At 63.7% G+C, this 22,577-nt stretch carries 17 protein-coding genes; 12 read left to right on the top strand and 5 right to left on the bottom strand.

Going from position 1 to position 22,577, the window contains the following annotated elements; all coding sequences use genetic code 11:
- Window positions 1-107: 107 nt before the first annotated feature.
- Together BLV94_RS00620 and BLV94_RS00615 are read right to left on the bottom strand one after the other, a co-directional pair.
- Window positions 108-1,595, bottom strand: coding sequence for an MDR family MFS transporter (locus tag BLV94_RS00620; protein WP_244163399.1), 1,488 nt, complete (start codon window positions 1,593-1,595; stop codon window positions 108-110).
- Window positions 1,592-2,836, bottom strand: coding sequence for an acetyl-CoA hydrolase/transferase family protein (locus BLV94_RS00615; protein WP_072950112.1), 1,245 nt, complete (start codon window positions 2,834-2,836; stop codon window positions 1,592-1,594). Before BLV94_RS00615 ends, BLV94_RS00620 begins: the two co-directional genes overlap by 4 nt.
- A gap of 156 nt (window positions 2,837-2,992) precedes the next feature.
- Between BLV94_RS00615 and BLV94_RS00610 the strand changes: the two genes are divergently transcribed.
- The 10 genes from BLV94_RS00610 to BLV94_RS00565 all read left to right on the top strand — a co-directional run bounded on the left by BLV94_RS00610 (window position 2,993) and on the right by BLV94_RS00565 (window position 14,746).
- Window positions 2,993-3,784: an SDR family NAD(P)-dependent oxidoreductase gene (locus tag BLV94_RS00610; protein ID WP_072950115.1), complete on the top strand. Its 792-nt coding sequence runs from the start codon at window positions 2,993-2,995 to the stop codon at window positions 3,782-3,784.
- A 205-nt stretch (window positions 3,785-3,989) separates the two neighbouring features.
- Window positions 3,990-5,171, top strand: a complete 1,182-nt coding sequence (locus BLV94_RS00605; RefSeq protein ID WP_072950151.1) for a low temperature requirement protein A — start codon at window positions 3,990-3,992, stop codon at window positions 5,169-5,171.
- A 460-nt stretch (window positions 5,172-5,631) separates the two neighbouring features.
- Window positions 5,632-7,125, top strand: a complete 1,494-nt coding sequence (locus BLV94_RS00600) for an aldehyde dehydrogenase family protein (protein WP_072950153.1) — start codon at window positions 5,632-5,634, stop codon at window positions 7,123-7,125.
- 40 nt (window positions 7,126-7,165) lie between these two features.
- The gene (locus BLV94_RS00595) at window positions 7,166-8,278 is read left to right on the top strand and encodes an NDMA-dependent alcohol dehydrogenase (RefSeq protein ID WP_072950117.1); all 1,113 of its coding nucleotides are present in this window, start codon (window positions 7,166-7,168) and stop codon (window positions 8,276-8,278) included.
- Between the two features lie 63 nt (window positions 8,279-8,341).
- A complete protein-coding gene (locus BLV94_RS00590) occupies window positions 8,342-8,875 on the top strand; it encodes a cupin domain-containing protein (RefSeq protein WP_072950120.1) in 534 nt (177 codons plus the stop codon).
- 84 nt (window positions 8,876-8,959) lie between these two features.
- A complete protein-coding gene (locus BLV94_RS00585; protein ID WP_072950123.1) occupies window positions 8,960-10,330 on the top strand; it encodes an MFS transporter in 1,371 nt (456 codons plus the stop codon).
- A gap of 148 nt (window positions 10,331-10,478) precedes the next feature.
- Window positions 10,479-11,351, top strand: a complete 873-nt coding sequence (locus BLV94_RS00580) for an alcohol dehydrogenase catalytic domain-containing protein (protein ID WP_244163398.1) — start codon at window positions 10,479-10,481, stop codon at window positions 11,349-11,351.
- A gap of 2 nt (window positions 11,352-11,353) precedes the next feature.
- The gene (locus BLV94_RS00575; RefSeq protein ID WP_072950128.1) at window positions 11,354-12,844 is read left to right on the top strand and encodes an aldehyde dehydrogenase family protein; all 1,491 of its coding nucleotides are present in this window, start codon (window positions 11,354-11,356) and stop codon (window positions 12,842-12,844) included.
- Window positions 12,845-12,891: 47 nt separating this feature from the next.
- Complete coding sequence (locus BLV94_RS00570) at window positions 12,892-13,710, top strand: mycofactocin-coupled SDR family oxidoreductase (protein ID WP_279635320.1); 819 nt, start codon at window positions 12,892-12,894, stop codon at window positions 13,708-13,710.
- 133 nt (window positions 13,711-13,843) lie between these two features.
- The gene (locus BLV94_RS00565) at window positions 13,844-14,746 is read left to right on the top strand and encodes an alpha/beta hydrolase family protein (RefSeq protein ID WP_072950133.1); all 903 of its coding nucleotides are present in this window, start codon (window positions 13,844-13,846) and stop codon (window positions 14,744-14,746) included.
- Window positions 14,747-14,986: 240 nt separating this feature from the next.
- Here BLV94_RS00565 and BLV94_RS00560 read toward each other — a convergent pair whose 3' ends face one another.
- Window positions 14,987-15,886: an alpha/beta hydrolase gene (locus BLV94_RS00560; protein ID WP_072950136.1), complete on the bottom strand. Its 900-nt coding sequence runs from the start codon at window positions 15,884-15,886 to the stop codon at window positions 14,987-14,989.
- 196 nt (window positions 15,887-16,082) lie between these two features.
- Here BLV94_RS00560 and BLV94_RS00555 point away from each other — a divergent pair, with 196 nt between their 5' ends.
- Complete coding sequence (locus BLV94_RS00555; RefSeq protein ID WP_072950138.1) at window positions 16,083-16,958, top strand: helix-turn-helix transcriptional regulator; 876 nt, start codon at window positions 16,083-16,085, stop codon at window positions 16,956-16,958.
- A gap of 79 nt (window positions 16,959-17,037) precedes the next feature.
- Here the strand turns inward: BLV94_RS00555 and BLV94_RS00550 are convergent, their stop codons facing one another.
- Together BLV94_RS00550 and BLV94_RS51400 are read right to left on the bottom strand one after the other, a co-directional pair.
- Window positions 17,038-20,304, bottom strand: coding sequence for a protein kinase domain-containing protein (locus BLV94_RS00550; RefSeq protein WP_072950141.1), 3,267 nt, complete (start codon window positions 20,302-20,304; stop codon window positions 17,038-17,040).
- A 102-nt stretch (window positions 20,305-20,406) separates the two neighbouring features.
- The gene (locus tag BLV94_RS51400) at window positions 20,407-20,880 is read right to left on the bottom strand and encodes a recombinase family protein (RefSeq protein ID WP_083395398.1); all 474 of its coding nucleotides are present in this window, start codon (window positions 20,878-20,880) and stop codon (window positions 20,407-20,409) included.
- A 361-nt stretch (window positions 20,881-21,241) separates the two neighbouring features.
- Here BLV94_RS51400 and BLV94_RS00540 point away from each other — a divergent pair, with 361 nt between their 5' ends.
- Window positions 21,242-21,949, top strand: a complete 708-nt coding sequence (locus BLV94_RS00540; RefSeq protein WP_143051283.1) for a hypothetical protein — start codon at window positions 21,242-21,244, stop codon at window positions 21,947-21,949.
- The last annotated feature ends 628 nt before the right edge of the window (window positions 21,950-22,577 follow it).

The raw sequence follows: 22,577 nt of genomic DNA, 5'->3' as shown, positions 1-22,577 counted from the left end.
GTGAATCACGGGTGATTGTCCGCGTCTCGGCTTACACCGTCCGATCCGTGGTTTCGCCGTCGGCGCCGAGCTGCGTCCTCGACATCGGACCTCGGGCGGCCCGGGCGCTACGAACGATCTAGTTGCCTGGCATTTGTCGCCCGGGTGCGCTCGTATATGCCGTCGGCGGCCTCGTGCGGTCGAGTTGTGAGCTGCACGTGCCGCGGCAGTATCGATACGGTGACGATCAACCCTGATGCGGCGAGTGCGATGCAGACGAACACCGGGTGTAGGGCGGCGTCCAGCTGGGCCGGTGATTGCGGGTTACCGCCGTGTGCTGCGACGAGGGCGCCGAACCCGGCTGCGCCGACAGCTCCACCGATCGAGCGGGCGAAAGTGGTGCAGGACGTGACAACTCCACGTTCGTGCCATTCGACGCTCGCCTGCGCGGCGATGATGGTGGGGCTGGTGATGAATCCGAGTCCGGCGCCGATGACGAAGCACGCTGCGGCGATCTGCCATTCAGCCGTGCTCTCACCGAACAGGACCGTCAGACCGGCGCCGACGATTGTGATCGCCGTTCCCGCCAACGCTGTGCGGCGGAATCCGATTCGCAGATAGAGCCGCCCGGACTGGCTCGAGGCCAGCGGCCACGCCAACGTCAGCGGGGTGAGGAGGAAGCCGCCGGTGAGGGCGGTCGTTGCGAGGACACTCTGTGAAAACAGCGGGACGTAGGAAGTGAGCCCTGTGACGACCGCACCGATGATCGCCGAGGTGAGAACCGTGCCCAGAAGGGTCCGCCGGCTGAGAATCCAGGGCGGCATGATCGGGTCGCGTACCCGCCACTCGACGACCCCGAACAGCAGAAGGCAGACCGCTCCGATCGTGACGATCGCGATCCACGTCGTAGACCCCCACGCCCAGCTCCGGCCGCCCTCCAGGAGCCCCAGCACCAGAAGCCCGGCACCGAGGGGCAGCAGCGCTGCACCCAGCACGTCGGGTCGCCTGTGCCGCTTCCGTGGGTCCGTACCGTCCTCGTGGAAGTTCCGGATGAGCAGTAGCGCCGCCACCGCGCAGATCGGAACGTTGACGACGAAGATCCCACGCCAGGAGCCGTACTCGGCGAACAATCCCCCGACGGCGGGACCAAGGACGGAGGCGGCGGCCCACACACTGGCGATGTATCCCTGCGCTCGTGGCCGCTCACGCAGGGTGTAGATGTCGCCGGCGATCGTCAGGACCGTGGGCTGGACTGCCCCCGCACCGAGGCCCTGCAGGGCACGGAACGCGATCAGCCCGGTCATGGACTGCGCGAACCCGCACAGCATCGAACCGAGGAAGAAGACACCGATCCCGAGCAACATGACAGGCTTGCGGCCCACGGTGTCGGACAGTTTGCCGAAGATCGGTGTCGTGACGGCGTGGGACAGCAGGTACGCGGAGAACAACCAGGGAAACTGCTCGAAACCTCCGAGGTCCTCGACTATCGCGGAGACCGCGGTCGCGATGACCGTCGTGTCCAAGGCGACGAGAGCATTGCCGAGCATCAACGCGGTAAGGACTCGCCGCCGACGCGACCGCTCCTGCGTCTGTGGTTCGTTTCGTGTCGGGGTCACCGCTCGGTTCGGTGTCCGCCGGTCAGTTCGGTACGCAGCTTGTCGCGGTGCGCCGGTGCTGCGACGGCGATGAGTCGCTCCGCGCGCTGGGCTGCCGTGGTCGCGCGCAGGTCCGCGACCCCGTACTCCGTGGCGATGATGTCGACGTCGCTTTGCAGTGACGTCGTCGGCCCAGTGAGCTGCGCGACGATGGAGCTCTTGTCACCGGCCGGATTGGTGGCCGGTAGCGCGATGACCGACAGACCGGATTTCGCCATCCGGGTGGCGCGGAAGGAGTCGACCTGCCCGCCGACTGCGCCGACATAGAGTCCACCGAGCGATTCCGCGTTCACCTGCCCGAGCAGGTCGACTTGCAGAGCGGAGTTGACGACGATGAACGGGTCGCAGGTTGCGAGTGTGGCGGGCGCCAGAAGTTCGTCCAGGTGCACGAAGTCGATGCCGGTGTTGCCGTCGACGAAGTCATATAGTCGCCGGCTCCCGAGTGCCATGCCAGTGGTGCACGACCCGGCCACGCTGATGTCGACGGCACCGGAGTCCACGAGATCGAAAATCCAGTCGCCGATCAGGTTGGACCGGATCCGCAATCCTGATCGTTCTCGAATCACCTTGGTGATCTCGGCGGGTATCGCACCGACGCCCAGCTGCAGACTGGCACCGTCGGGAATCAGGGTTGCCACATTGGCCGCGATGGTCCGGTCGACCTCGGTGGCCGGTCTGGTCGGGGAACCGGGGAGCGGGATGTCGGACGTGACGGTCGCGGTGATCCGGGACTGGTGGATGCGTCGGGAACTGTTGGTTCGGGGCATGTTGGGGTTGATCTCGGCGAGAACCACGCGTGCCGAGTCGAGTGCGTCGACGAGATAGCCCACAGTCGCTCCCAGGCTGTGGAAGCCGTCCGCGTCCGCAGGCGGCAACTGGATGAGGACCACGTCGACCGGAAGGGTGCCGTTGCGAATGAACCGGACCACACTCGAGAGATGGCACGGCAGGATCTGGAGTTGGCCGGTGGCCGCCAGCTTCCGCAGGGACCCGTGCGCGGCGTAGGACATCACCGTGGGGTGCCCGTCAGGCACGCTGTGCCAGATGTCATCGAGAGCATATCCGCACAGCGCCGTGAGGTCGTCGATGTCGCGGGCGGCATCGAGGAAGCGTGCGACGAGAGTGCGCGGCTCGGCAGTGGCCTCTCCGATGGCGACGAGATCACCGGGACGGAGGAACTCGGTGATTGAAAAGTCGGGCATGAGTGGGGTTGTCCTTGTCTGGATAGTTGCTCACGATAGGCCGAAATCGACGGCGCATGAAGTAGCGCGGAAACTCACGCAGAATACGCATCATATATCATCCATGTTACGGTAATAGGGTTCGCAATCCACGACAAGAGCACTGGAGGTAGTGAGATGGTTGCCGGTTCAGAGACCGACTTGGATGGAAAGGTTGCACTGATCACCGGAGCCACCAGCGGCGTGGGGCTCGAGACCGCCGTGCGGCTGGCCAAGCGCGGTGCGACGGTAGTGGTGAACGGTCGGTCAGCTGAGCGTGGCAAGGACGCGATGGATCGGTTGCGCGAGGTCTCCGATCAGGTGCGGTTCGAGGCGGGTGACTGTGGTGACTACGACAGCATCGCCGAGGTAGCCGGCCGAGTGGTGCGTGACTTCGGGGCCATCGACATCGTGGTCAGCGCCGGCGCACAGGGGGAGTTCGGACCCACACCCTTCGCGGAGATGACCGGCGAACAGCTCCAGCGTGCCTTCGTATCGCGCTTCTTCCCCCGGATCTACCCCGTGCATGCCGCGGTGCCAGGCCTGCGCGTACGCGGTGGCGCCGTGGTCATGTTGACGACAGATGCGGCCCGGACCCCGACCTCCGGCGAATCCATCATGGGGGCCGCGGGCGCTGGGGTGATCCTGCTGACGAAAACACTCGCGAAGGAACTCTCGCGGTGGCAGATTCGGGTCAACGGTGTTGCCATGACCATCACCTCGGGTACCCCGTCCTGGGACCGGATCTTCGCTACCGAGAGCTTCCAGCAGAAGCTCTTCGACAAGGCATTGAAGCGATTCCCGGCAGGTCGACCGCCGGCGGTCGAGGAAGTAGCCGACGCAGTCACATTCCTCGCTTCCGAGGAGGCCGGCCAGATCACCGGGCAGACACTGTCGGTGAACGGGGGACTGTCCTTCGGCGGTTGGTGAAAAACACGTGTTGGGACGCGACCGCATCTCCACCGACGGGATGCGCCGCGGGGCCAGTCGGCGGGGTCAGACGTGCCGGCTATGCGGTGACAATCACCTTCTCGGCACCAACCGATCTGGTTGATCGCCTCGGTGGACATTTTGCAGGCGAGGATAATCCCTTAAGACCTGACGCGTGCGACCGGATTCAGGGAGGGTGCAGACGATGAGAACATCGGGGCCGCGACCCCTGCAGCGTGATCCACACGACCCGCGCGTCAGTCCCCTCGAGCTGTTCTTCGACCTCGTCTACGTTTTCGGGATCGGGCAGCTGGTGCACCATCTGGTCGAACATCTCAGCTGGACGGGGCTGGCGCAGACGCTGGTGCTGTACGTTGCAGTGTTCCTCGCGTGGTCCTACACGTCGTGGGCCGGTTCCCTGACCAACCCCGATCAGTCCCCGGTTCGCATGATGCTGTTGGTGATCATGGTGCTCGGATTGTTCATGAACGTCGCGGCGCCGGAGGCATTCGGCGAGGCGGGGTGGTTGTTCGTTGCGACGTACCTCACGATCCAGCTCGGACGAACGCTCTGGCTGCTGACCACCGGGCTCGACGACGTGATGTGCCGGCACTTCCAGCGTGCACTGGTGTGGCTCGTGGCCACCGCACCGCTGTGGATCACAGGTGCGGTGGTCGACGGTCCCGCACGATTGATTCTGTGGGGTATCGCGACGGTGATCGACCTCCTCGGCCTCCTGTCCGCACACCCGCTGCCGGGAAAGCGATTCCACTCCGAACGCATCGACTTCGCGGCCGAACATCAATTCGAGCGGGCCCGGCTCTTCTTCATCATCGCGCTGGGGGAGACGGTGCTGACGACCGGATCCGCCATTGCCAGTGCACCTCTGGAACCGATGACTCTTTTTGCCGGTGCGGTCGCAGTGATCGGCACCATCGCGGTGTGGTGGGTGTACTTTCGCCGTTCCGAATCTCGCGCGGTGAGTCAGGTCATTGCCGGCCGGGACCCAGTGAGGACCAGCCGCTACGCGATTAACACGCTCTTGGTGATGGTCGCCGGACTGCTCGCGATCGCGGTCGGGGATGAATTGGTGATCGCGCATCCGACTGGTCGCACCGATGCCGTGACCAATGTGTTTCTCTTCGGCGGCCCGTTCCTCTTCTTCGCCGCGCAGACCTGGTACATGCGGTCGGTGATGCGCGAGGTGCCGATATCGCGGCCGATAGCCCTGGTCGCACTGGTCGTGCTGGCAGTGGCGACCCTACCTGCACCGCCCTATCTGGCGGGATGCGCCGCCCTAGCCGTGCTGGTCGGTGTCGCGATCGCCGACGGCCGACGGGCGACGGGCGAGGAGACACACGCCGCTTCCATGGATACCGAAGAATAACCGGGAATCTCCGCACGTTCGTCACCCCAACGCCCTGATGGGGCCACCGCAGAGATGACGGTCGATCCCCGGCCCTGCGTTCAGCGAGCGCGGTTTATCCCACTGTGGGAGTTATCCGGCGATCGTCCCACCCTTTTGCGCGTACGACCCTCGTTGCCGGATTCGACTTCGGTCCCGTGCCGGGTCTGAGCATCTCCCGCGCATCGCAGGGCACTATCGCCTAGAGCGCTCGGCGCCCGCGCGAAGTCTTCCGCGATATCCGCCCGAAAATTCTGCTGTGCAGCAACTTACGGCCGGCTTGAATGCCGTGCTTAACGGCTACACGAAACCCGGGCCGCCTGTTCGTTGTGATGGTTGACACACTGTCGGCGCCTTGTTAGTTTTACCGCATCATATTTGATCCATGATGCGGCAGGGCTCCCGTGAAGCGCGAGCCGCCGTCAATGTCGGAGGTACCTACTTGACGCCACAAACCCCCTGTCCTGTTCGGCCCGGTGACGCCGACTCCGCGTTGCTCCGCGGTGAATGGTTGCCCTGGATTGATGGGCGTATCAGCGCCCGGGCGGGTCGGAAACTACTCCCCGTGTTGGATCCCGCCACTGACAGGGAACTGGGCATCGTCCATCTCGCGGACGAGGAGGACGTCGATGCTGCAGTGGGCGCCGCGACACGGGCGTTCGAATCCTGGAGCGAGACCCCTGGCCGTGAACGTGCCCGCCTGCTGTGGGCGTGGGCCGAGCTGATCGAACGGCACGCGTACGAACTCGCGGCACTCGACGTGCTCGAGAACGGGATGCCGGCGAGGCAAGCGCTTGCCTATGTGCACTGGGCCGCGGACACCATTCGTGAAACATCGGGTTGGGCTACCAAACTCACCGGTCTGACCAGCGATCAGGGCCCCGGCCTCTTCGCGCACACACTGCGGGTTCCGGTGGGGGTGGTCGGCACCATCTGTCCATGGAACGCGCCCGCCGCGGGTTTCCTGCGCCAGATCACGCCTGCCCTCACCGCCGGTTGCACGGTTGTCGGGAAGCCCTCGGAACTGACCCCGTTCACCGCGCTGCGGGTTGCGGAACTGGCCGCAGAAGCCGGCTTGCCACCCGGAGTCCTCAATGTCGTTCCCGGTGTCGGCTCCGTTGCCGGCGAGCATCTCGCCAACCATCACGGGATCGCGCGCATCAACTTCACCGGTTCCACCGCCACCGGGCGCCGCATCGTCGAAGCCTCGGCCACGAACATGAAGCGGATGACGCTGGAACTGGGCGGAAAGTCCCCCGACATCATCTTCGATGACGCGGACCTGCCGGCCGCGGTCGTGGGTGCGGCGGCGGGCATCTTCACGAACGCCGGTCAGGTCTGTGTCGCCGGTTCGCGGTTGTTCGTCCAGGCCGGATGCTACGACGAGGTCGTGGAACGGTTGCAGCAGGAGGCGCGGCGGTTCACCGTCGGACCGGGATTCGAACCGGCCAGCGACATCGGCCCCCTGATATCGACCAGTCAACGCCTGCGAGTCCAGGGACACGTCGACGGAGCCGTCGAGGACGGAGCCACCGTCGTCCTCGGAGGCAGGTCAGCGGACGCGGACTGGAACGTCAACGAGAACTTCTACCAGCCGACGATCATCGCCGACGTCACGCCCGACATGCGCATCGCCCGCGAAGAGGTATTCGGCCCCGTGGTGAACGTCGTCCGATTCGGGGACGAAGAGGAGGCGCTCGCGCTCGCCAACGGTACCGAATTCGGTCTCGCCGGCGGTCTCTGGACGCAGAACCTCAGCCGCGCACACCGCTTTACCCGCCGCGTCCGGGCCGGAATGTTGTGGGTCAACTGCTACGGCGCGTGGGCCACCTCGCTCCCACATTCTGGACAGAAGCAGAGCGGATACGGCGCCAAGTACGGATTCCAAGCCGTCGCCGAACACACCGAAGAACGAACCGTCCTGATGAAACTCTGAAAAACCTTCCTCCACTTACTCTTTCGATACGGAGACATCCATGAAGACCAAAGCTGCAGTACTATTCGAAAACAGCACCGAATTCGAGATCCGCGAACTCGACATCGACGAACCCGGAGTAGGCGAGGTACAGATCAAATTCGTCGCCTCCGGACTCTGCCACTCGGACCTGCACCTGCTCGACGGCGACCTCACGCCCAGGTATCCGATCGTCCCAGGTCACGAAGGCTCCGGCATCATCGAAAAGGTCGGACCCGGGGTGACCAAGGTCGCCCCCGGTGATCACGTCGTCTGTAGCTTCATCCCATCCTGCGGAACCTGCCGCTACTGCTCCACCGGCCGACAGAGCCTGTGTGACCTCGGCGCCAACGCCGTCCTCGGCACCTTCCCCGACGGCGGAACCCGCTACCACGGAGACGGCCTCGACTTCGGCAGCCTCTGCATGCTCGGCACCTTCTCCGAACGCGCGACCCTCTCACAGCACTCCGTCGTCAAAGTCGACGACTGGCTGCCGCTCGAGACAGCAGTCCTGGTCGGATGCGGTGTGCCGACCGGCTGGGGCACTGCGGTCTACGCAGGCGGCGTGCGCGCCGGGGACACCACGGTCATCTACGGAATCGGCGGAATCGGCATCAATGCCGTCCAGGGCGCAGTCAGTGCCGGCGCGAAATACGTCGTCGCCGTCGACCCGGTGGCGTTCAAGCGCGAGACCGCCCTGAAGTTCGGCGCCACCCACGCATTCGCGTCCGCGGCCGATGCGGCCGAGAAGATCAACGAGATCACCTGGGGGCAGGGCGCCGATCAGGCTCTGGTCACTGTGGGGGTCGTCGACGAAGAGGTCGTGCAGAACGCGTTCGACGCCGTCGGCAGGGGCGGTGTCGTCGTGGTCACCGGACTGGCGGCACCGGAAAAACTCACCGTCCACGTGTCGGGTGCCGTGCTGACGAAATTCGAAAAGACCATCAAGGGAACCATGTTCGGCTCCGGTAACCCGCACTACGACATCGTCCGGTTGCTCCGCCTCTACGACAAGGGCGACCTGAAACTCGACGAACTCGCCACCAAGAACTACCGCCTCGAAGACATCAACCAGGGATTCCGGGATCTGAAGGACGGCAAGCTGATTCGCGGCGTCATCCTTCACGACCAATAGAACCGAACGCTAGTGCCCTACCCGAGATTTCCTCACAACGACAACTCGAGAAAAGGAACACCCATGCCTTCCGACCACAAGCAATTCCAGGCCCGGCGCGTCGTGTCCGGCGTCAACGGCGACGGAAAGTCCACAATCGTCCTCGACGAGAACACCGCCACCCGTGCAGTAACCGACGGATTCACCGTCGCCGACGTCTGGCAGGCCGACACAATTCCGGCGTCGGTAGATGCGAAGGACACCCTCGACGGCACCGTCGCTCTGGCACCTCCGGCCGAGGGCGTCGTCGTGCGCCTCGCAACGTTCCCGCCGGACAGCGAGTGGGATGCGGCGGCGGGCTACGAGAGCGCTCTCGGCGACCTGCAAGCCGGGGACGCCTACACCGCCGACGACGCCATCAGCGGACTGCACGTCACCGAGACCATCGATATCGTCACCATCGTGTCCGGCGAGGTGTATGCCGTGCTCGAGGACTCCGAGACGCTTCTGCGATCCGGGGACACATTCGTGCAGCGCGGGACCAAGCACACCTGGAGCAATCGGACCGACCGTTCCGTCACATTCGTCGCCACCATGATTCCCGCGACTCGCGGTTGACCTGCGCCGCCGGGTGGGACGGTGTCGTCCCACCCGGCCCTGCGCACCCCTCACACCGAAACATCGACACAACAAAGGAAGATCATGACGGTATCGCGTGACGGCGAGGGCGCGACCGGCGCACTCGGAATCAGCTCTACAAGTACCCGCCGAAGTCCGAACGTCATCGTGGCCCTCTGCTTCGCCGCATTGATCTGCGACGGGTACGACTTGGTCGTCTACGGCGCCACGGTGCCATCGTTGCTGGGGTACGAACGGTGGGGCCTCACTGCAATGGAGGCTGGTGCCATCGGCAGCCTCACCCTCGTGGGAATGCTCATCGGCGCGCTCGCGTCGGGGGCGGCCTCAGGACGGTTCGGACCGCGACGGCTCTTTCTTGGATCGATGGTGTGGTTCGCGACTGCGATGGGATTGTGCGCCCTCGCGCCCAGCCCCGAGGTGTTCGGGATCCTCCGATTCATCGGGGGCATCGGTCTGGGAGGATTCGTCCCGGTGTCCGTCGCGCTGATCATCGAGTTCTCACCCCCTAGCCGGCGCCAACTCAACAACGCGCTGTCCTGCTGCGGGTACTGCCTCGGCGGGATAGCTGCCGCGGTCGCGGGGATCCTCCTACTGCCCGACCTCGGGTTCCGGTGGATGTACGCACTGTGCCTCCTCCCGCTGGTCACGGTGTTCCCCCTGGCACTGCGGTACCTCCCGGAGTCGCCGGCGTACCTCATGAGCCGTGGCCGGGTCGAGGACGCCGATGCGATCGCCCACGACTTCGGTGTGGAGCGGACCGGCACGGCGTCGAGCGAGTCATCCGGGTCCGACTCCGCGTCGATGCGCGCGATCCTGAAGCCGGCGCACCGGCGTGCAGCCACCCTGTTCACGGTCGCAGCCTTCTGCGGTCTGCTCATCACCTACGGCATCAGCACATGGCTGCCGCAAATCATGAAGCAGGCCGGCTACTCGCTCGGAAGCTCACTGATGTTCCTCCTCGCGCTCAACGCAGGCGCAATGGTCGGAGTCCTCATCGCCTCGACCCTCGCCGATCGGGTGGGGTCGCGAAAGGTCACTGCAACGGTGCTGCTGCTCGCTGCGGTATCGATCTTGATGCTCAGCTTCCGGATGCCGCTGCCGATGCTGTACGTCTTCGTGGCAATCGCCGGCCTGGGGACGATCGGCACCCAGATCCTGATCATGGGATACGTGGGCACGGTATTCAGGGGAACCCTGAGGGCTCCCGCAATCGGACTCACTATCGGAATCGGACGCGCGGGCGCAGTCGTCGGTCCGATCATTGGCGGGTGGATAGCGGCGTCCACGCTTGGCTACCAATGGAACTTCTACGCGTTCTCCGTCTTCGCGGTCATCGGGATGGGGGCGATCCTGCTGGTGTCGACACGAACGTCACAGAACGACGGGAAGCGCGACGCCCACGAACCAGTCCGCTCGGCGATTGCACCGAATTGAGTGGTGGAATCAGTATCTGGGTCTCCACACCCGGTGGACTATGCGGAATCATGGACCACGGAGCCGCGCAGCGAGGTACGTCATGAACCGAGCGGTGACGGTCAGCCGTTTCGGTGGGCCGGAAGTCATCGAGGTAGTAAAGATTTCGATGCCCCACCCAGGACCCGGCGAGGCCCGAGTCAAGGTGGAGGCGGCCAGTGTGCACCCGGTCGATCTCGAGACCAGGGCCGGACGCTACGGCGAGCTTCCCGAACCAAGTGGGCGATTGGTGCTGGGCTGGGACTATGCCGGTCGCATTGATGCAGTAGGACCCCACGTCGATGCGAGTCTCGTCGGTATTACCGTAACCGGCTGGCGGTACTGGTTCGACACCCGCGAGGGAACGCAGGCGGACTACATCGTCGTTCCAATCGAATCGGCAACGCCCTGCCCGTCATCGCTATCACCGGCCGCGTTGACGACTCTGCCGCTCAACGGGAACACCGCATTTCAAGCCCTGGAACTGCTGGGGCTACAGCGAGGCGACACACTTGCAATCCTGGGTGCCGCAGGAGGGATCGGCGGATTCGCCATGGATCTGGCGGTGCACCGCGGCATCGCCGTTGCGGGTATCGCCGATGACAGCGACAGAAATTTCATCGAGGGGCGGGGCGGGCATTTCATCTCACGCACCTCGCGTGATGTTGCCGGCTGCCTGCGGCGGGCACTGCGCGGCCCGGCCGACGCGCTCATCGCGACCGCACCGGTCGACCGGTCGGTTCTCGCTGGTATCGAGCCAGGAGGTGCGGCTGTGAGCGCGGTCGGGGAGCGTCCGGCGAACAGCGGGCTCGACTGGCGGTTCTTGAACGCCCACCCGAACACCGATCAGACAGTGGAGCTGGTCCGGATGGCCGAGCGCGGCGAGATCGCTCTGCGCGTCGCGGGCACGATTCCGTTCGAGGACGCGGCAGAGGCACACCGCGCCGCCGCGAGACCGGGAACGCGCGGCCGATACGTATTGACATCCACAGAGAGAAGGTAGAGATGGCCACGGTGGCGCACATGCCGCGAGTGGGAATCGTCGGGGCCCGAGGCTCCGTCGTTCCGGACTCGGGCGAATACATCCCGATCGAGAACCCGGCCACAGGTCAGGTGTGGGCGGAGGCGTTCGAGTCATCGGCCGGCCACGTCGACGAGGTCGTCACGACCGCCGGGCAAGTCTTTCGCGAGACGTGGCGAGACATGGCCCCCGACGAACGAGGTCGGCTCGTCCGCCGCTGGGCCGAGCTGATCGCCGAACGGCGTGACGAACTCGCCGACCTCGAGACCGACGACGTCGGTCACCTGCGACGAGAGGCACTCGGCGACGTCGACGGCGGAGCCCGCTGGCTGACGTACTACGCGGGAATGGCCGACAAGATCGAGGGCCGATCGTTCGCGCAGTATCCGGACCGCGTCGCCTACCAGGCGCGGGAACCGTACGGCGTCGTGGCCGGGGTCAACCCGTTCAACGGCAACCCGATGATGTTCGGCTGGAAGGCCGGGCCGGCGCTGATTGCAGGAAACTGCTTCGTACTCAAAGCGCCGGAAGTTGCGCCGCTGTCGTCATTTCGGATGGCGGAACTCGCGCTCGAGGCAGGGATTCCGCCGGGCGTGGTCAATGTGGTCACCGGGCGGGGGGAGGTGACCGGTCGCGCATTGACCGAGCATCCGGAGATCGGAATGCTTGTATTCACGGGTAGTCCGGAGGCATCCCGGGCGGTGATCGCACAGTCCGCGGCGACCATCACGCCGCTGAGCCTCGAACTCGGCGGTAAGAGTGCGGTAATTCTGCTCGAGGATGCCGATCTCGACACGGCGATTCCGTCGATCCTGCATTCGAACTTCGTCAAGAGCGGGCAGAGTTGCGCTGCGGGATCGCGCATTTTCGTGCCCGACGCGTTGTATGACGAGGCGGTGGGTCGGATCGAATTGCTCGCCCGGTCGATCCGGGTAGGCCCGCCGCGCGATCCGGCGTCGCAGATGGGCGCCCTGATCAGCCATCGGCAACTCGAGCGGGTGGACTCGATAGTGACGTCCGCTGTCGGCCAGGGCGCGACCCGGCTGGCGGGCGGTTACCGAGCGGACGAGGGGGCACTGGGTGAGGGCTACTTCTATCGCCCCACCGTCCTCATAGACGTCACCGATGACAACATCGTCGCCAGCACAGAGGTTTTCGGTCCGGTCGCCAGTGTGTTGCGGTACTCCGACATCGACGAGGTTCTCGCCCGGGCGAACGGAGCAAGGATGGGTCTGACGGCCCAGATCTGGGGCAATGACGCGCGCGCCATCCAGTATCTTGCCCGGAATCTGGAAGCTGGCACCGTGTGGGTGAACACCTACCGAGCCATCCATCCGACCATTCCATTCGGTGGGATGAAGGAAAGCGGATACGGCCGCGAGAACGGGTTCGACGCAATCGACCTCTACACGCGATCGAAGGCCGTGGTGTGGGACCTGAATGAGGAACGAACCCTCCCGTACGGCGCGCGTTGACAAGAGCTTCGAGGGAAGGGAAACGAGTGGCTCACACACAGGGTCGAGTGTCCGGCAAAGTGGCGCTCGTGACCGGAGCGGCGCGGGGACAGGGCCGAAGCCATTGCCTGCGGCTGGCGCAGGAAGGGGCGGACATCATCGCACTCGACGTCTGCCGGAACATCGATACGGTCCCGTATGCACTCGGCACCGAGGCCGACCTCGCCGAGACCGTCGCGTTGGTAGAGGAAAGTGGCGGGCGGATCTTGGCTCGTCACGCTGATGTCCGCGATCGGGAAGGATTGACCGCGGTCGTGGACGAGGGTGTGGCACTGTTCGGCGCACTCGACATCGTGAGCGCTAACGCGGGGGTGATGTCACCGGCCAAAACGCTCGAGTTGACCTCAGAGATGTGGCAGGACCTGCTCGACGTCAATCTGGTCGGTGTCTACAACACCTGCGCCGCCGCGATCCCTCATCTCATCGCAGGCAAGGGTGGATCCATCGTGCTCACCAGTTCATGCTCCGGCCTCCGTGGCACCCCAAATTTGGCCCACTATTCGGCGGCCAAGCACGGCGTCGTGGGATTGATGCGCACGCTCGCCATCGAGCTTGCTCCCGAATTCATCCGGGTAAACACCATCCACACCACCGTCGTCCCGACGGGAATGGGATTGAGCGATGCCGTCCTGGAACTGTTCCGACCCGACCTCCCACGGCCGACAGTCGAGGATGCGCGGGCCGGGTTCGCCCAGCAGAACTTGATCCCGGTGCCGTGGGTGGAACTCGACGACGTCTCGAACGCACTGCTTTTCCTCGCCTCGGACGAGTCGCGGTACATCACCGGGGTGGCGCTGCCGGTCGATGCCGGCTCCATGGAGAAATGAGGAGCTGGTCAGGCCTTCAACCGATGCCTGGCGTCTCGCGCTCCGCGAGACATAGAGAACATCTGAATCAGCGATGCCGGGATGGTTGCTACCGCGACGACACCCGATCCCGGCGATATAGGAGTGAATTCCCATGACCGACAACAAATCGAACGAAGTGATCGACGGCCTGGCCGACTTCTTCGCTACGTCGTACCGAACGCCGGTCTTTCGGCGCCCCGACGAGGTCGGGCTGGACTACGAGGATGTCTCTTTCCCATCCCTTGACGGCGTGCCCCTCGAGGGCTGGTTCATGCCAGCCGACTCCGACCGCCTCGTCATCTGCAACCACTTCATGCCGGGGAACAGATACGGCTATCCGGGTCACCTGGAACCGTGGACGAACTTCGGCGGCTTCGAGGTCAGTTTCCTGCCGCAGTACAAGGCCCTCCACGACGCCGGTTACAACGTCCTGGCGTACGACCTGCGCAACCACGGGCTCAGCGGAGCAGGGAACGGCGGCGTCGTCGGCATCGGCCTGCTCGAGTATCGAGACGTGATCGGATCTCTGCGATACGCGAAATCACGCAAGGACACGTCGAATATGAAAACCTCCCTCCTGAGCGTATGCCTCGGTTGCGACTCGACGATCGTCGCCATCGACAAACATCCCGAGGAGTTCAGTCACGTCAAGTCATTGATCGCATTGCAGCCGGTTTCTGCGCGTCCGTTCATCGAACGCGCATCCGAGGACGCCGGCATCGACAATGGGCCCGACCTGTTCGATGTGGCGATCCACAAACGGACCGGCTTCCATATCGACGAGTTGTCACCGATCGAGCATGCCAAATCGGTGCAGCTGCCCACGCTCGTGGTGCAAGTACACGAGGACTCCCTCACGAAGCCATCCGACGTGCAAACCATCTACGACAACATCGCTGCGAACGACAAGAAGCTGTTCTGGATCGAGGGAACTACTGAACGGTTCCGGGGTTACAACTACTTCGGTGAGCATCCCGAACTTATGCTCGAGTGGTTCGATTCGCACATCGATTAGTTCAACACGGCAATAGTCAGCGATGTCGAAGTCTTCCTTCTCGGAGGAGATCGGCACGAACCAGTGCTGACGACCCCACTCACGCCTCATCTCCACACCACAGCCTCGTGCGCGCGCCGGCCACCCAGTGCCCCAGGTGTCCGGCGCGCGCCACGACCGGGATGTCCAACTTCGCTGGAACGACGCCTGAACGTCTTCCGGCACCGCATCTACAGCGGCAGGTGCGCCACCGGTCGCCCGTCAGGCGAAGTGGGTATCGAACCAGTCGAGCATCTGCGCGGGCTGCTGAGCGAAAAAGTTGTACCCGTCGAACCGGCGCGTGGTGCCCTCGATCCAGAAGAGCTTCTTGTCCTGCGTACCGAGGGCGTCGTAGATTCCCTGCACATCGGACGGTCGGGTACTGGAGTCTTCACGCACCTGAATCACAAAGGTCGGAGCCTGCACATCCGGGGCGTAAGACAGAGGGGAGAGCTCGTCCAGGTCGAAGCTCGTCAGATTCTTGATTTCCTTGGCGAACATCTCCACGCCACCCGGGATGCCATTCGTTTCACAGGCAACCTCTACAAAGGGCCGAAGAGACACCGGTTGGACCGCGACCATGGCTCGGACGTTCTCGAACTCCTCGGGGTGCTTGGACATCGCAACGATAGTGGAGTCCGCGCCAAGGCAACGGCTGAGCAGTCCGATACGGGAGTTGTCGATGTTCATCCGGGACCGACCGTAGCGAAGGGATCCGATCACGTCTCGATACTCGAGCAGTCCGATGCCGACGACGCCGCCGTTCCCTGCTCCGCTGAGCCCGTGGTTGCGCAGGTCGTACGCCAGGACGTTGTAACCGGCGTCGTGGAGGTTCTTGTAGTCGGGGAGAAAGTTGACCTCGAAGTCGGCGAAGAAGCTGAACTCTTCGATGTGTCCCGGATAGCCGTACCGGTTACAGGGCATGGGGTGGTTGGCGATAACAAGCTTGTCGGAGTCGGCCGGAATGAACCAGCCTTCCAGCGGAGTCCCGTCCATCGAAGGGAAAGTCACGTCCTCATAGGCGAGACCCACCTCGTCTGGGCGGCGTAGCACAGGGGTCCGCATCGAATACGCGAGTGTCCGTGCAAGCGTCGACACAAACTGCTCTGACGTGGTTGTCATAGTTCTAACTCTCCTGGTTCAGGGGGATCAATCTGGGCATCAGGACCGAGCCGTGAAGTGAAGGCCCTCGTAACGCCTCATCCACATTCACACGCAATTCCCACGCGAGGCAGAGCAGATCCCTTCCTGGCAATACCGGTTCCAGGGAACAAACTTGCCCACCCAACATCCGCGCCGACAGGGGACAATTGCAGTCATGAGCAACCGCGGGGAACACACGGAGTTGGGAGACTTCCTGAGGGCTCGTCGGGCCGAAGTCACCCCCGAGGAGGTTGGCCTACCAACCAGCGGACACCCGCGCAGGGTCACCGGGCTGCGCCGGGAAGAAGTCGCTCAACTTGCATCCATCAGCGTGGACTACTACACCCGCATCGAGCAGGGGCGGCTGGCCGGTGCGTCAGCCTCCGCGTTGGCCGCCATTGCTCGCGCCCTGCGCCTGAGCCTTGACGAGACCCGCTACCTTCACCAGCTCGCACACAAATCCGAGGCGCCCCGCCGTCGCAAACGCGTGCAGCAGCAGGTGCACCCCCAGACCCAACGTCTGCTGGACAACTTGACTGACACGCCCGCTCTTGTTCTCGGCCGCCATATGAGTGTCCTGGCTTGGAATTGCCTCGCCGCGGCTCTTTACACCGACTTCGGGACGCTCCCGCTCAGGGACCGCAACCTGTTGCGGCTGACTTTTCTCGATCCGCAAATCCGTGACCTCTACACCGACTGGGAATCCGCCGCCCGAAACTGTGTGGCTTTCGCCCGGATGGACGTTGCTCATTCACCCGCAGATCCGGAACTCCAGGCGTTGGTCGGCGAACTATCCGTCCTCGACGAGGACTTCCGTCAGTGGTGGGCGTTACATGACGTCGCTTATAAAACGTTCGGCACCAAACAATTTCACCACGCTGTGGCCGGTGATCTGACGTTGGATTGGCAGATACTCACCTGCCCACACGACCCCGATCAGTCGATCATGGTCATGACGGCACCACCCGGATCACCTTCCCAGCAGGCTCTGCGCTTTCTCATCTCGTGGGCTACCGAGAGTGGAGATGCGCGCCACAGCGTGCAGCCGTAGGAACAAGTAGCACAAGCAAAGGCTCGAACGACAGGTTTCGCAACAACAGCTAGTAATGCCCGTATGAGTTGCGTCGGTTCTAGTCGTGCGTTCGGTCCACGACCCAGGCCGCGACCTGCGTCCGGGAGTTGAAGCCCAGTTTGGCCAGGATGTGCTCCACATGCCCTTGCGCGGTGCGCGGGGAGATCACCAGACGGGCAGCGATGGCCTGATTGGTCAGGCCATCGGCGATCAGGGCAGCAACTTGGCGTTCCCGCTTGGTCAGTCGCGTCGACTCGCCGATGGCTTGTCCAGAGGTGCTCGGCGGTTGCTCGTGAAGGGCATAGGCGATGGCGGCATCGAAGCCAAGTCCCTCGCCCTTGCGGAATGCCGCCGCGAATGCCGTGTCGCCGAGTTTGTGCCGGGTACTCCGTTCGCATTCCTCATGGAAGACAGCCAAGTTGGAATGAATGACCACTGTGCTGCCTATGGACCGCGCCAGCCCTTCTGCCGCGCCCATCAGGACCACAGCCCGTGGCGCGTCGCGTTGTCCGACACTGATCCAAGCCAGTGTCTCGAGGCAGGCTGCGGCGATGCGGGGGCTGTGCACTTTCCGGGTCAACTCCAACGATTGATCGAGGAGCTGGACCGCACGATCGGTGTCGCCCTGTCGCCACACGGCAAGGCTCAGGGCCCACAGCGAATGCGATCGATACACCTTCTCGTCGAGGGTTTCTGTAATCGCGAGAACACGTTCGTGGCATTCAATCGCCCGGTCCGTCAGTCCCGTCAACCCATACGCCAACCCCAGCAAATACAGGACGCTGGCTTCGAATGCGCGTCCCTCACGCTCGCGGGACTCCGCGCGCGCGGTTTCGAGGTGAGTGCATGCGCACGCGAGATCACCGCCGCAGAGTGCCAGTACGCCGTCTGCATAGGCAATGAGGGCGCACATTCTAGGGTCGCCTGCCCGTGCGGTGAGCGCGCGCCCCTCCTCCACGAGTGCCGTCCCGGCCTCGAGATCACCCTGCACAGACGCCATCACGCTGGCCCGATGCAAGGCCTTGACCCGTTCGAGGGTGGGTTGACCGCTGTGGTGGGCGAGCAGCTGGTCGAGCCAGCGCCGCCCCTCGTTGTAGAGACCCTGGGAGAGCCAGAACCAGTACAGTGCGGCGGCGGTACGCAGGCCGGCGGCGGGGTCGTCAGCGGTGGAGAATTCAAGGGCCTCTCGCAGATTCGGGTATTCCCGTTGCAGGCGGGTGATCCAATCGAGTTGCCGGGCGCTGATCCACTCAGCCTCCGCGTCGAGCGCTAACGCCTCGTACCAATCCCGGTGCCGGCGACGCAAAGCCACAGCCTCACCGGTCTGCTGGAGTTTCTCGTGGCCGTACTCGCGGAGGGTCTCGAGCATCCGGAACCGCACCACCGACCCGGATTCCTCCCGGATCAGGATCGACTTCTCCACCAACGAGGTCAGCATATCCAGCAGTTCGCCCGGGTCGAGGTCGGCGCCGCACACCTGCTCCGCCGCATCGAGCTCGAAGCTTCCCGCGAACACCGCCACCCGTCCCCACACCAGTTGTTCACCGGCGGTGCACAACTCGAAACTCCAGCCGATGCACAACCGCAGCGTCTGCTGCCGCGTCGGCGCACCCCGGCTGCCGCGGGTCAGCAGGGCATAGCGGTCGGTCAGGCGCCCCAGGATCTGCTCGGGCGACATCGCCCGCAACCGAGCCGCCGCCAACTCGATCGGCAACGGCAACCCATCGAGCCGGTGACAGATCCCCGCCACCGTCCCCGCGTTGTCCTCGGTGAGCGCGAACCCCGGAACCGCGTCAGCGGCGCGCTCGACGAACAACGTCACCGCATCGTATTTGGGCAACCCCCGCAATGAGGTCCGCCGCCCCGGATCCGGGACAGCCAACGGGGGGACCCGCAACACCGCCTCCCCACCGATGACCAGGGGTTCGCGGCTGGTGGCCAGAATTTGCAGGTCCGGGCACACTCGCAATAGTGCCTCGCCTAGTTCGGCAACGGCGTCCAACATGTGTTCGCAGTTGTCGAGGACCAACAGCACCTCTCGCGGTGTGAGGAACTCGATCAGGACCTCCCGCAGTGGCCTCGCCGAGTGGTCTCGCAATCCCAGTGCGCCTGCGATGGCGTCGTCCAGGGACCACTGGTCACGCAGTTCACCCAACTCGACGAGGCGCACACCGTTGGCGTAGTCGCGTTGCACAGCGGCCGCGATCCGCATCGCCAGCCGGGTCTTGCCGACACCGCCGATTCCGGTCAACGTCACCAGCCGGGATCTGGTCAGTAGATTCTTCGCCTCGGTGAGCTCGTGTCGGCGGCCGACGAAACTCGTCAGTTCCAGGGGAAGGTTCCTCGTCGTGATGGGAGCGGAGGCACCTGCGCGGCTCGGTCGTACTTCGGGGCCCGGTCGCGGGTCGTTGCCCTGTGTGTCGGGTTCGGATCGTAGGGGCATCTCGTCGACCAGGAAGCCGTGGGCGCGTTGCAGACCCTGCAGTTCCTCGCCGAGGTCGGCAGCGGTGGCCGGGCGCTGACCGGGCTCGCGGGACATTGCCCGGGCGATCACCGCGGACACATCGTCCGATATTCCGTGCTCCCGCAGATCGGGCACCTCTTGCGTGGTGATCCGCAAGAACTGCGCGACCACCTGCTCACCGCTGCGGCGTTCGAACGCGGCATGCCCGGTGAGGGCACTGAACAGGGTGGCGCCCAGGCCGTAGACGTCGGCCGCCGGGCTCGGCGGTTCACCCCCGAGCACCTCCGGCGCGGTATACGCCGGCGACCCGGTGATGGCACCGGTGGCCGTCTCGAAACCCCCGGTGATGTGCGCGATGCCGAAATCGGCCAACTCCGGCTCGCCGTAATCGGTGAGCAGAATGTTCGCGGGCTTGACGTCCCGATGTAGGATGCCGAGCCGGTGCGCCGACTCCAGAGCACCTGCGATCTTCACCCCGAGCCTTAACGCCTCCGCCACCGGCAGCGGACCGTGGCGGCGGATCCGCACGTCGAGGGAATCCTGCGAGTGGTACGGCATGACGATGTACGGACCGCCGCTGTCGGTGGCACCGACCTGCAGGATGTGGACGATGTTCGGGTGTCCGGTCAGCCGGCCCATCGCCCGCTGTTCCCGGAAGAATCGGGCCCGGTTCTCCTCGTCGAGTTCGACGGTGAGCACCTTCACCGCCACAGTGCGATCCAGGTCCGCCTGGGTGCAACGGTAGACCACGCCGAAACCGCCGCGGCCGATCTCCTGAACGTCAGCGAAACCAGATCTACCCAGTTCGGCGGCCGGGGACGGCGGATACCGCTGAGTGTCGAGCGGATCACCTTCACCCATCGGACGGTCTACTCACTCCGTCGGCACCGATCCCCGCAGACTGGTCCCGGCGGCACGACCAGTCCAATATCAACCTTGAACTCACCTTTCGATGGCGTGCCCTCAAGGATATCGCCGACGCTGATCAACGCATGCAATCCTTGGGTCGGTGGGCGACGACATCATGCGGCAAGGAAAGTGCTCGCGCATTGTTGACCAGCAAGAAGGCCGAGGGTCCCACCTCGATCGCGGAATAGTGAAAGTTCTGTCCAAGCCCTCACGCTCACGGTAAGCCGTCCATATGTCCCCTCGGCGGCGGAACACACCTTTCCCGGCGGCCCTGCTCCTTCCGCCGCACTTGCTCGCTGCAGCCGTGCACTCCACTCCTGAACCGGAATCGCCAGAAGTCGGCTGCGCGAGGTCGCAAAACCCCAGATGACGGTGCAGCCGCCTTCTGAATCTGACACTGTCCGTCTTGGCTCCCGATGCGACATCGGTCCAGATCTTGAAACACCCGGCGGCCTTCAGAGCGTCCGTCTGCAGTGTCGGATCCTGGTCGGTGGTCGAGACCCTCGCGTACCCCAAAAGTGTGCTCACAGCGGCACAGTGTTGCAGAACCCGACGACAGGAAGTATTGAGCTACAAACAGTTTTCGGACGGGTTTTCGCGACACTCAACGATTCGATAACGAAAGGTCGCCGAACACTGCCCGTGTGAGTCCGGGAGTGTCCGAGAAAGGATCGAATGAGAGACAAGCCGAAACAGTGCATAACTATCCAGAGCAGTTGGCGGAGTCCCGTTCGTCGCCCCGATTCGGGATTCTTCACCGGACGGGGCTATCGAGACCGTGCAGCTCAGCGCGTTCCGGTCATGGGCCGGCTTCGGGACGTGTCCGATCGGCGTTCGGCTTCCGGTGTAAATGCAGGGTTCGAACAGCTCGACCTGCCATAATTCGCTAGTGGACTGGGAGCCGGTACTTGGAGACCTGCCACATTGGCCGATGCGCGCCGAAGTATGGGGCACATTCGCTGCGTGGGCGGGTGCACTGCTGACCGGTTTGTCATTCGCAGCTGCTGCGACGTACTACTTTTATGACAAGTGGAGGGAAGACAGGGCGCAGGCGCAGCACGTGCGCATCGTCATCACTGATAGGGAACGCCTGAAAGTGACGGTGTTCAACTATTCTGATAAGACGATTTACAACATTAAAACGATCGCCGACCGCATCAAACTCGAAGACGCAATACCGCGGGTTCCTATGATTAGGGAAGACGGCGTGTTTCGCTCGGTAGAGATGAAGGACTTTCCTGTGCTCGCAGAAAAATGGGACAACGCGAGCACGTGGATGAAGGACGTGCCAGGTCTTGAGACTGGTCAGGTCAAGCCAAATGACAGTTTAATGATCGACTATGAACGCCCCCCGCTATTCGTGTACAGGTATCGCATCGTGTTCCGGGACGCAATGGCGAGGGCGTGGGAAATCGAGTTTGATCCGTTTGCTGACCCCGAAGAAGAGTCGAAGAAAGTTCAGAAGCATAAGGTTGATCCACACTTGGAAGGACGAAGATCCAACGAGAAGGACCCGCACAGCAAAGATCGGAAAAAGCAGGTAGCGGCTTGGCAGGCGGGACCTAGCGGGCGTCCTGGCAAGGGGGCCGCGCGGTGAAGGATAGTGAATCGTCCGAAGGATCTGAGAGTCCCGGGACGCACAGGGACATAGTTCGGAAGCTGATCGCATGGTTCGCCGCTGCGCTAATTATTTGTGTGCTCGTATGGTATTTCCTCACGTTCTTAGAGTTCCCACTGATACCTCGGGTAGCGATCGTTTTTCCGCTATTCCTCGCTATTGGCCCAGTGCCCTGGTTCAAATTGCTAGAAAAACACATTCTCGAGTTTCGCTTCGAGGGCAGAACGGCTTCAACCGTCATAACAATGCTCGTACTCTTACTTATAGCAGTCGTAGCCGTACCGCCGGTCATGCGATGGGTGACATCGCTTCGCGAAGAAAGTACCGTCGCCAGCCCAGAACCGGACGATGAGCCGTGCCAAGAGCCCGTGCCAGCCCTCGCCGCCGATTGGGGGCCGGATCGCCCACTGGTTCCTTATGGGCAAGGCGATGTGCCAGCTTTTAATAACTCGATTTTCAATGAAGGCGTGGACTTCCGCACGCAACTAGTCTCTGCGCGGGACGCCGCGTATACGGATAGTCCTCCGCCTAATGGGGGCTACGCCTTGCAAATCCCGGTGCAGGAGGGAAGCAGCTACCGCGTCCGATTCTTGCCGTTTAACAGCGC

The sequence above is a fragment of the Rhodococcus koreensis genome, assembly GCF_900105905.1.
In the GTDB taxonomy this organism is placed as follows: Bacteria; Actinomycetota; Actinomycetes; order Mycobacteriales; family Mycobacteriaceae; genus Rhodococcus_F; species Rhodococcus_F koreensis.
Note: the sequence above shows the minus strand (reverse complement) of the source record. Positions and strands in the feature narration are given on the sequence as shown.

Excerpts from the sequence above, each read along its gene's own strand:
- BLV94_RS00585 (WP_072950123.1), top strand. The coding sequence starts at position 8,960 with ATGACGGTATCGCGTGACGGCGAGGGCGCGACCGGCGCACTCGGAATC.
- BLV94_RS00580 (WP_244163398.1), top strand. The coding sequence starts at position 10,479 with ATGCCCCACCCAGGACCCGGCGAGGCCCGAGTCAAGGTGGAGGCGGCC.
- BLV94_RS00565 (WP_072950133.1), top strand. The coding sequence starts at position 13,844 with ATGACCGACAACAAATCGAACGAAGTGATCGACGGCCTGGCCGACTTC.
- BLV94_RS00560 (WP_072950136.1), bottom strand. The coding sequence starts at position 15,886 with ATGACAACCACGTCAGAGCAGTTTGTGTCGACGCTTGCACGGACACTC.
- BLV94_RS00550 (WP_072950141.1), bottom strand. The coding sequence starts at position 20,304 with ATGGGTGAAGGTGATCCGCTCGACACTCAGCGGTATCCGCCGTCCCCG.
- BLV94_RS00610 (WP_072950115.1), top strand. The coding sequence starts at position 2,993 with ATGGTTGCCGGTTCAGAGACCGACTTGGATGGAAAGGTTGCACTGATC.
- BLV94_RS00605 (WP_072950151.1), top strand. The coding sequence starts at position 3,990 with ATGAGAACATCGGGGCCGCGACCCCTGCAGCGTGATCCACACGACCCG.
- BLV94_RS00575 (WP_072950128.1), top strand. The coding sequence starts at position 11,354 with ATGGCCACGGTGGCGCACATGCCGCGAGTGGGAATCGTCGGGGCCCGA.
- BLV94_RS00615 (WP_072950112.1), bottom strand. The coding sequence starts at position 2,836 with ATGCCCGACTTTTCAATCACCGAGTTCCTCCGTCCCGGTGATCTCGTC.
- BLV94_RS00555 (WP_072950138.1), top strand. The coding sequence starts at position 16,083 with ATGAGCAACCGCGGGGAACACACGGAGTTGGGAGACTTCCTGAGGGCT.
- BLV94_RS00590 (WP_072950120.1), top strand. The coding sequence starts at position 8,342 with ATGCCTTCCGACCACAAGCAATTCCAGGCCCGGCGCGTCGTGTCCGGC.
- BLV94_RS00595 (WP_072950117.1), top strand. The coding sequence starts at position 7,166 with ATGAAGACCAAAGCTGCAGTACTATTCGAAAACAGCACCGAATTCGAG.